This is a genomic window from Sphingomonas sp. Leaf10 (assembly GCF_001421245.1).
In the GTDB taxonomy this organism is placed as follows: domain Bacteria; phylum Pseudomonadota; class Alphaproteobacteria; order Sphingomonadales; family Sphingomonadaceae; genus Sphingomonas.
This window is the reverse complement of the sequence record NZ_LMKE01000009.1, coordinates 29,468-39,724: the sequence shown is the minus strand read 5'-3', so window position 1 is coordinate 39,724 and position 10,257 is coordinate 29,468. Positions and strand designations below refer to the sequence as shown.

The window sequence follows — 10,257 nt, the reverse complement described above, 5'->3', positions numbered from 1 at the left end:
GGGGGGGGGGGGCTTGGGGCGGGCGCGACGTTCCCTCGCGGGCCGACCCACCCCCGACCCCTCCCTTCCAGGGATGGGAAAGGCGCATCCCGCGCTGAACCAGGTTGACCGGGGTGAAGCGGATAACCACCTGCGTCATCCCAGCGGAGGCTGGGATCTCCCGGTTGTCGGGGGCGGCAGGAGCCGCGGGAGACCCCAGCCTGCGCTGGGGTGACGCTTTGGGAGACGGGAGCGGACACACCGCACCGCGCTCCACCAACCGCTCGCGCAGGACCTGCGCCGCCGGGTCGGTGCCGACGACACAGGCCGCGTCGAGCGGTACCGTCAATGGCGCGGCGGTGGCGAGGAGCGCGGCGGCGATCATGCGTGGCCGGGACGGTCCTTGGGTGCGCGGCCGAACGCCTTGTTCGGCTCGGCCGCCATGTCGAACACCAGCCGCCCGCCCTTGACCAGATCGGCGTGGGCGATCCAGCTTTTGGTCCAGGGGCGGCCGTTCCACGTGACGGCGCGGACATAGGGGCGGTCGGGGGCGTTGTTCCGCGCCTCGACCACCAGCTTGCGGCCACCGCCGACCTGCACCGTCGCCCGGTCGAACAGCGGGGAGCCGAGCACATAGGTCGCGCTGACCGGATCTACGGGATAGAAGCCGAGTGCGGAGAGCAGATACCATGCGCTCATCTGCCCGCAATCGTCGTTGCCGATGATGCCGTCGGGAAGGTCGTGATACATTTCGGTCAGCAGGCGGCGGACCATCGCCTGCGTCTTCCATGGGCTACCGCACCACGCGTACATGTACGCGACATGGTGGCTGGGTTCGTTGCCATGCGCATATTGCCCGACCAGCCCCGAAATATCGGGTGGGGCGTCGGCGGGGAGTTCGGAGGAGGCGGTGAACAGCCCGTCCAGCTTCGCCTCGAACGCGGCGTCGCCGCCCATCGCCGCGATCAGGCCGTAAATGTCGTGCTGGTTCAGGAACGTCGCCTGCCAGCCATTGCTCTCGGTAAAGTCGCGCCATTTCTTCGAATGGCCCAGCGCATTGGGGGCATAGGGTTCGGCCCAGTCCCCGTTCGCCAACCGCCCGCGCGCGAAGCCGATCCGGGCATCGAAGACGTTGTGCCAGTTGCCCGAGCGCTTGCGAAGGCGGGCAGCGCCGCCGGTGTCGCCCGCCGCATCGGCGATGAACGCACCGGCATAATCGTCATAGGCAAATTCCAGCGTCTTCGACACGCTTTCGAAGATGCGGTCGGCGGGCGCGTAGCCGAGTTCGTCGTACGCCTGCACGCCGATGCTGTTGTCGAGATTGGGCGTCGACCGGTCGAACGAGCGCTTCTTCACCCCGCCCCATGCCGCCGCATAGTCGGCGGCGACGCCCTTGGCGCGCGCTTCGGCGAGGACGGGGACGGCGTGCCAGCCAATCATCGTGCCGGTCTCTACACCCTGCAACGGCCAGACGGGCGGGCCGAACGGGCTTTGCTGCGTCTGGCGGATCAGGTCGCGGGTGAACGCCTGGGTCAGCTTCGGACGGATCAGGGTCTGGAGCGGGTGGAAGGCGCGGTACGTGTCCCAGAGCGAATAGGCGCTGTAGGCGGCCTCGCCCCGCGGCACGGTGTGCGTCTGCCGGTCGAGGCCGATATAGCGGCCGTCGACGTCGGAGAAGAGCGTCGGGCCGATCGAGGCGTGATAGAGCGCGGACGACGCGACGGTCCGTTGCTGCGGGGTGCCGCCTTCGAAGCGGATCAGGTCGAGTTCGCGTGCCCATGCGGCGTGTGCCGAGCGGGCGTAGCGGTCGAAGTCCCAGTGTTTGGCTTCGGCGGTCAGGTTGGCCTTTGCGCCGGGAATGTCGACCGCCGAGATGCCGGTGCGGATGACGATCGGCGCGGCGCCGGCGTCGGTATAATGAAGCACGGCTTTCAGGCGTTTGCCGGTGACGCCCTTGTCGCCGGCCGGCGTGTCGTTGTCGCCGAAGAACTCGATGCGGTCGGGACGGCGCGACAGCTGCATCGCGAAGAAGATGCGGCGGCCCTTAGCCCAGCGGAACACGCGGCGGGTGCCGGTCAGCGTGCCGTCGGGTTCGAGGGTGAGTGCGGCTTCGTCGATATAGGGGCGCTGGTTGGGGCCCTCCATCACCAGATGCGACAGGTCGATCAGGATATGGCCGGGACCCGCCGGAAAGCGGTGACGCTGGATACCGGTGCGGTCGGTGACGGTCAGTTCGGCGCGCACCCCGCTTTCGAGAGTTACGGTGTAATAGCCGGGTTCGGCGACCTCATCCTTGTAGCGCTGGCGATAGCCCTTGTCGGGATCGTCGAGCGGGCCGCCCTCCAGCAATACCGGTCCGCGCGTCGGCACGACCAGCACGTCGAGCATGTCGCCGATGCCGGTGCCCGACAAATGGGTGTGGCTGAAGCCGAGGATCGAGCTGTCGTCCTTGTGATAGCCCGAACAGGTCGCCCAGCGCGCGGTGTCGGTATCCGGCGACAGCTGCACCATCCCGAACGGCATGGTCGCACCGGGGAAGGTATGGCCGTCGCCGCCGGTGCCGATGAACAGGTCGGGTTTGGCCGGGGCGGTGCCGGCCGCGCCGACGGGGAATGCATCGACCACCGCCAGCGCGGCGGTGCCGGCCAGCAGGGTGCGGCGCGAAAGGCGGATCATTTCGGCAACTCCTGCGTGCCCGTAATGGTGAAGGCGACTTCCTGACCGGTCGTGTCGCCCGGCTGGCCGCCGCCGATGAACAGTCGGTAATCGCCCGGCCGCACCGCGCGGGTGCCGTCGAGCGACACGGTACTGAGCAGGCGCGGGTCGAGGGTGAAGGTCACCGTCTTTACCTGTCCGGGCTTGAGCGCGATTCGCTGGAAACCGACCAGGCTGTGACGCAGGACCGGATCGTTCCACGCGCCGATCTTGTTGAGCGTGGCCGGCGCGATCAGATAGGCTTGCGCGACCTCCTCGCCGCTGCGCTTGCCAGTGTTGGTGACGCGGGCGGTGACGGTCAGCGGCTGGCCGGCGGTCAGGGTTGGGTGTGCCTTGGCGTCAACATAGGCGTAGCTGGTGTAGCTGAGACCATGGCCGAAGCTCCAGAGCGGCGTGCCGTCGAAATAGCGATAGGTCCGGCCCTTCATATTGTAATCGACGAAGGCGGGCAGATCGCTGGTGCGGGCGTAGAAGGTGACGGGCAGGCGGCCCGACGGGTTGGTCGTGCCGTCGAGCACATCGGCGATGGCGGTGCCGCCGACTTCGCCGGGATACCAGCCGGCGACGATCGCGTCGGCATGAGTTTTCGCCCATTCCATCGCGACGGCGCTGCCCGAGAGCAGCACGACGACCAGCGGCTTGCCTGATGCCTTCACCGCCTCGAGCAGTTGCTGTTGCGTTTGCGGGAGCGCGATGTCGGTGCGGTCGCCGCCAGAGAAACCGGCGACTTCGAGGCGGAGCGCTTCGCCCTCGACCGCGGGGGACAGGCCGACGAACGCGACGACCGCATCGGCGGCTTGTGCGGCGGCGACGGCTTGTGCGCGCTGCGGATCGGCGGGGGCGATCCAGGTCAGGCGGATGCTGTCGTCGGTGCTGGCATGGGTCAGGTCGAGGCGGAAGGGTTTCGCTGTCGTGTCAATGAAGTCGAGCGTCGCCTCCATCCGTTCGGACTTGCTGTCGTTGGCCGCGCCCTCGACCGCCGCGGTGCCGGTGGCGCTCAGCACGTCCTTGCCATCGACCCACAGCTTCACCGCGTCGCGGCCCGAACATTTGTCCCAGCAGCGGTTGATGTCGATGCGCAGCGTGTAGCGGCCCGGCCCCGGCGGGGTCAGCATCCCCGTCCAGCGCACGCCGTAGCGGTTGACCGGCAGGTTGGCGGCAGGGCTAGTGCGCGCCCAGTTGAAATCGATCGTGCGATCGGTGCGGGTCAGCACCGGTGCGCCGGTCATTCCCGGGTCGGCGAAGAATTCCGCCTTCAGGCCCGAACCGAAGGCGGTCTGGGGCACGGGGAGGGGAACACCCTCGGCAAGGGTCGACCCCTGCGCATAGGTGACGGCGAAACGGTCGGTCAGGCCGGTCAGCGGCGTGACCGGATCGGCCGAGGTGCCGTTGTAATTCGCCTCCAGCACGTCGAGGCTGTCGGCATTGGGGCCGACCACCGCGATCTTCGCACCGCGCTTCAAGGGCAGGACGCCGTTGTTCTGGAGCAGGACCAGCGATTTGCGCGCCGCCTCCAGCGCCAATGCGCGGTTGGCGGGGGTGTGCAGCGCACTGGCGGGGATCGCGTCCCAGCGGCTCTTGGCACCGAAGGCGTCGCCCAACCGCTTGCGCGCCTCGAAGGTGCGGGTCAGCGCGCGGTCGATGACCGCCGGCGTCGTCAGCCCGCGTTCGAGCGCCTTGGGCAGCGTGGCATAGGCCGAGCCGCAATTGAGGTCCATGCCGGCATTGATCGCGGCGGCGGAGCCGGCGGCGTTGTCGAGCGCATAGCGCTGATAATGGGCGATATTGCCGATCGCGTCGCAGTCCGACACGACCAACCCGTTCCAGCCCCAGTCTCGGCGGATGCGATCGTTGAGCAGCCAGTCGGCGGCGCAGACCGGCACGCCATGGACGCCGTTATAGGCACACATCACCGACTGCGCCTTGCCCTCGGTCAACGCCCGGCGGAAGGCGGGGAGGTAGGTCGCCTCCATGTCATAGGGCGCGGTCTGGACGCTGAAGGCGTCGCGGCCGGCCTCCGGCCCGCTATGCGCAACCAGATGCTTGGGCGTGGCGATGACGCGCGGTTGCAACGGGTCGGGCCCTTGCAGCCCACGGACATAGCCGACCGCCAGCGCGCCGGTCAGTACCGGGTCCTCGCCATAGGTTTCCATGCCGCGACCCCAGCGCGGATCGCGGAAGATGTTGATGTTGGGCGACCAGATGGTCAGCCCCTCGTAGCGGCGCCGGTTCTTGCCCGGCAGCGCATTGTATTTGGCGCGTGCCTCGGTCGACACGACGGTGCCGATCCGCTCCATCAGCGGCGCGTCCCATGTCGCGGCAAGGCCAATCGCCTGCGGAAAGACGGTGGCGACGCCGTTGCGGGCGAGACCGTGCAGCGCCTCGTTCCAATAGTCGTAGGCGGGCAGGACGTCGCCCTGTGCCGGGGCGGTGCTCTGTAACTGTGCTGCCTTTTCCGCAGGCGTCATCGCCGCGATCGTTGCCGCGATCTGCGGATCGGGTTCAGTGGCTCCGGCGAGCAATGCGAGGAGGATGCTCACTTGGCGGCTCCCAGCGTTTGTAGGCGCAATGCCTTTTTAAGCGCCCCGGTCGATGCCTTGCCCTCGATCGTCACCGTCACGCTTTCACCCGGGAGCAGGTCGAGGAAATTGTCCGACGCCTGCACGTCGAGCGTGCCGAAGCCGATCCACAGCGCGCGGGCGAGGCGGGTGGCGGTGACGGTCAGCGCCGGTTTGCCGTCGACGACCGACCAGCGGGTGACGAGGCCGGGATCGGGCAGGGCCATCGTCTTTTCGGGGAGCGCCGACACGAGCGCGCGCGACGCGACCTTGCCATCTACCAGCAGTTCGAACACCGCGAAGCTGCGTTTGGGGTCGGCGCCCTTGAACAGATCTTCGTCGGTCAGCGTCGCGATCTTCGTCGAGGACAAAGCGGGCAGTTGCACCGCGCGTTCGAACTGGTTGGCGACCTTGCCCGCGACGTCGATCGTCCGCACCCGCCAGCGCGCGGTGACCGGCTGGGTCGCGTCGGAGATCAACGCGACCTCGGTCGGTCCCTCCGCCTTGCGCGCCGCCGAGATGGCGAGCGGGGCGTAGAAGCGGCGGGCGGCGAAGTGCAGCGCCTTCCACCGGCCATAATAGTCGATGCTCGACCATGATGCGCCGGGCCAGACGTCGTTCAGCTGCCAGTAGAGCGAACCGCTGGTGACCGGGCGGCAGGCGCGGTGGTGCAGTGCGCCCAGCTGGATGCCGTCGGCCTGCATCACCTGGCTGAGATACACGAAATCGGCGAAGTCGCGGGGTTCGCGGTAGCGCAGGCGGATATAGTCGAGCAGCCGCTGTTGCCCGGCACCCTTCAGGAACTTCTGGTGCGCGGTCATGACCGGTGAATCGACGGCGTAATCGGCGGGTTTGGCGAACTTCGCGATGGTCGCCATATCGGGCATCGCCTGCAGCCCATATTCGGACATGAAGCGCGGGCAGCTGTCGAGATAGGCGGTGGCGGGCTTCTTGCCGCCCCATACGTCCCAGTAATGGCGGTCGCCATTGCCGTCCTGATCGGGCTTGCCCTCGTAATTCGCGCTCGGGCTGCCGGGCCAGTACGGTACATCCGCATCACGGCGTTCGGCGGCGTCGCGCAGCACGCGGTCGAACAGGATCGCCATGCCGACGCCGACGCGTTCCTGTTCGTCGGCGCCGACACGCTTCTTGAAGGCGGTGCGGTCGCTCCAGCCCTCCCAGCCCGACAGCACTTCGTTATTGCCCGACCACAGCACGATCGAGGGATGCGCCTGTACCCGGTCGACCTGTTCCTCGGCCTCGATCTTCACGCTTTCCCGGTACTCGGGATCGTACGGGGTGATCGCGCCGCCGAACATGAAGTCGGACCAGATCATCAGCCCCAGCCGATCGGCGGTGTCGAAGAAGCTGTCGGGCAGGTACATGCCGCCGCCCCAGATGCGGATCATGTTCATGTTGGCCGCCTTCGCGTCGCCCATGATCTTCGCCATATAGGCGTCGGTGACGCGCGGGCCGAAGCTGTCGAACGGGATCAGGTTCGCGCCGTTGGCAAAGACGGGAATGCCATTGATGCGGAACAGGAAGCCGCGACCGATCGTGTTCTTTTCACGGACCAGTTCGACGGTGCGGATGCCAGTGGAGCGCTGTTGGCTGTCGACGATTTCCCCGTCGAGCCGCGTTTCGGTGGCGACGGTGTAGAGCGGCTGCGCGCCGTACCCGGCGGGATACCAGAGTTTCGGATTGGCAATGGCGAGCGGCACGCTGACCCGGTTCTCGCCCGCCGTCACCGCGACGGTGCGGGTTGCGCGGACCTTGGCGCCATCGGGGGCGGTGACGATCGCGTCGACCTGCACCGTCGCATCGCGATCGGCGATGAGCGTCACGTCGGCGGACAGGCGGGCCTCGGCCGGGGTCACCGCCTCCTGCTGGACGCGGAGCGTATCGATGCGGACATCGTCCCACGCATCGACCTTCACCGGGCCATTGGGGCCGATATTGAGGATGCGCGGGCCCCAGTCCCAGCCATAATGATATTTCGGCTTGCGGATATAGGGCGAGGTCTGGCGCGCTTCCGGCTCGTCGCCGGCGGTCGAATCATATTCGCCGGGGAGGGGGTTCTCGATGTTGGCGACCATCGGCTTCAGCACGCCGAGCGGCGATTTGAACGCGATGCGGATCTCGTTCGCGCCGGGCTTCAGCAGCGGCTTGGCGTCGGCGCGCCAGCGGCGATGGGCATTGTCGGCGGTGAGCAGCTTGGTGCCGTTGACGAACACCTCGGCAAAGGTGTCGAGCCCGTCGAACACCAGATCGACATGGTCGCGCGCCAAAAGAGCCGGCGTGGCGTTCAGCCGCCCGCGATAGTCCCAGTCGCTGCGCCCGACCCACTGGATCGTCGCTTCGTTCAGGCGAACGAACGGATCGGGCGTGATCCTTGCCGCGATCAGGTCGGTCTGAACGTAACCCGATACTTTGGCTGGCAACCAGCGCGCGGCCTTCGGATGCTCCTTCGCCGCCGGATCGCCGGGGGCAAGGCGAACCTCCCAGCCCTTGTCGAGCGTCACCGTTTCGCGGGGCGCTCCCCAAAGCGCGGCGGGGGCGGCGGCGAGCAGCAGGAACAGGGCAGGTTTCACTTGGAGCTTTCCAGTTGCAGCGTGTCGACGGTGTAGAAGGGCGCGGATAACGGGGAGGTGAATTGCAGGCAGATATCCGCATCGCCCGGCTGTTTCGGGAAGCTGCCGGTGAAATCGAACCGGTTGGGCGCGGTGTCCGGGTTCGGCAGCGGGAAGGTGGCGGCGACCATGCCGTCGCACCCGCCGACGCGCATCACCAGTTCGCCATATTGCGTGACCGCATAGTGCAGGCGCAGCTTGCCCTCGTCATGCGCCAGACCATAGTTGCGCGGTAGGCGGGCGACGGTGACCGTGAACGCCTGCGCCACGTCGAGCGGCATTTTCGGCGCCTGGGTACAGGTGTCGAAGATGTTGACGTTGTAGGCGGGGGCATCGCCCGACTGGCCCGAGACCAGCGGCACGCGCAGGCCCAGCGCACCCTTGGGGCAGGCCACCATGTCGCTGCTGCCGGTCGCGCGGAGGAGGGCGGGGCGGGTCGCGTCGAAGCGGCGGGGGTCGGCTAGGGCGTGGCCGTCCTTCGCGAACGCCGTGGCGGTGACGACCTGCCCCGGCCTCAGCGTGATCGGCGCGGCATAGGTGCGCGAGCGGGCGGTCGGCTGGCTGCCGTCCACCGTGTAGCGGATCGTGCCCGCGCCGGTCTGGGTGGCAAGCGTCAGCTTCGGCGCCTTGCCGCGCAGAATGTCGCCCTTCGCACCGTCGAGCGTATAGGCGACCGCGAACGCCGCATCGGCGGCGGCGATGCCCTGCCGCTGATAGCGCAGCATCTGCGGTTGCAGGCGGGTGACAAACCCCTTCCAGTCGCGCTTGTCGCGCGGGCTCCACGTGAACTCGGCGATCGCGGAGAGGCGCGGGAAAGTGGCGTGCTCCTTCTGCTTCGCGGTCGCCAGATATTCGGACCACGCATTGCCCTGCGCGCCGAGCACATGCGCGGCGGCCTCCGCCGTCACGCCGGGGCGGACCGGTTCATAGCCATAGACCGCCTCCAGCGTTTGCAGCCCAATGCGGCCGGGCGGTTCGTCGCCGGCGGTCGACTGGATATTGTCGAGATACAAATTGGGGGCGGGCGACATCACCACGTCATGCCCCTTGTTCGCAGCTTCCACCGCACCCGCCTCGCCGCGCCACGACATGACGGTCGCGCTGGTCGGCACATCGCCCTCGAGGATTTCGTCCCAGCCGATCAGGCGGCGGTTCTTCGACGCCAGATATTTGCCGAGCTCGGAAATCATCCAGCCCTGCATCTGGTTCTCGGTCTTGAGGCCCAGCGCCTTCATCTGCGCCTGTACCTCCGGCGAGCGCTGCCACTGGTCCTTCACCGCCTCGTCGCCGCCGACATGGAAGAATTGGCCGGGAAAGATGTCGAGCAGTTCGTCGAGGACGTTCTTGATGAAGGTCATGCTGCGCGGGGCGGGGGAGAACAGCCACGGGTTGACCCCCCAGTCATGGCCGACCGGCGGGCGATCGCCGAGTACGCCGACCTCCTCCGGATAGGCTGCGACCGCCGCCTGCGCGTGGCCGGGCATGTCGATTTCGGGGACGATGGTGATGCCCCGTTCGGCGGCATAGGCGACCAGCTTGCGCAGTTCGTCCTGGGTGTAGAAGCCGCCGACCTTCGGCCCCGGCTGGCCACCCGCGACGGCGGGTTCGCGGAAGGCGCCGATTTCGGTCAGCTTGGGATAGCGCTTGATCTCGACCCGCCATCCCTGATCGTCCGACAGGTGCATGTGCAGTGTGTTCAGCTTCTGCGCGGCCATGGTGTCGACGATCGGATAGAGTGTCTCGATCGGCTGGAACGAGCGCGTCACGTCGACCATCAGCCCGCGCCAGCGGAAGCGGGGGGCGTCGTCGATGGTGGTCGCGGCGACGCGGACCGGACGGCCGAATTGGGTGTCGGGGCTGAGCAATTGCGCGAGCGTCATCGCGCCCCAAATGAGGCCCCGGTCGCCGCTGGCGGCGATGGTGATGACGCGCGGCGTGACGGTCAGGCGATAGGCTTCGTCGCCGGCAACGGCAGCGTCGCGGACGAAGCGGATCGGCCCCTGCGCGGCGGTGGCCAGCGTCAGGCCGCGATCGATCTTCACCCGGTCGGTCAGCAGCCGTGCGGCGGTGGCGGCACCGGTGTCGCCGGCGGGCACGACGATGCCCGCGCCGTTCGCGATGGTGATCGCGCCGGTGGCCGGCGTCATCTGTGCGGGCAGGGGAAGGAGGGGGGCATTCTGCGCATAGACCGGCGCGATGGTCGCCGTGGTCGCGGCCAGTGCCGCCCGGATCAGATGCTTCACGCGGATACTCCCCTGTGGGTGGCAGGCCGATTCGAACCTGCCCGGAACTCTAGCGGCCCGAACGAAAAAAGGCCCCGGCAAAGCCGGGGCCTTCTGACGAAGCGGGGGGCACGGGCCGCACCCCCCGTATCG

Annotated in this window: 4 protein-coding genes and 1 pseudogene; all 5 read right to left on the bottom strand. The window is 67.9% G+C overall.

The window, feature by feature from the left end; genetic code table 11:
- A pseudogene (locus ASE59_RS20630) lies at nucleotides 1–364 on the bottom strand (hypothetical protein); the annotation flags it as partial.
- A complete protein-coding gene (locus ASE59_RS08730) occupies nucleotides 361–2,655 on the bottom strand; it encodes a GH92 family glycosyl hydrolase (protein WP_056455175.1) in 2,295 nt (764 codons plus the stop codon). The pseudogene ASE59_RS20630 and the gene ASE59_RS08730, both read right to left, overlap by 4 nt.
- Nucleotides 2,652–5,234, bottom strand: coding sequence for a glycoside hydrolase family 3 C-terminal domain-containing protein (locus ASE59_RS08725; protein WP_235515701.1), 2,583 nt, complete (start codon nucleotides 5,232–5,234; stop codon nucleotides 2,652–2,654). The genes ASE59_RS08730 and ASE59_RS08725 overlap by 4 nt, the downstream gene beginning before the upstream one ends.
- The gene (locus ASE59_RS08720) at nucleotides 5,231–7,843 is read right to left on the bottom strand and encodes a beta-mannosidase (RefSeq protein WP_056455174.1); all 2,613 of its coding nucleotides are present in this window, start codon (nucleotides 7,841–7,843) and stop codon (nucleotides 5,231–5,233) included. Before ASE59_RS08720 ends, ASE59_RS08725 begins: the two co-directional genes overlap by 4 nt.
- Entirely contained in the window at nucleotides 7,840–10,125 is a 2,286-nt protein-coding gene (locus ASE59_RS08715; RefSeq protein WP_056455172.1) for a beta-N-acetylhexosaminidase, read from the bottom strand. The genes ASE59_RS08720 and ASE59_RS08715 overlap by 4 nt, the downstream gene beginning before the upstream one ends.
- Between the last annotated feature and the right edge of the window lie 132 nt (nucleotides 10,126–10,257).

What these genes read in the sequence shown, in the direction of transcription:
- ASE59_RS08730 (WP_056455175.1), bottom strand. Translation starts at nt 2,655, where the DNA reads ATGATCCGCCTTTCGCGCCGCACCCTGCTGGCCGGCACCGCCGCGCTG.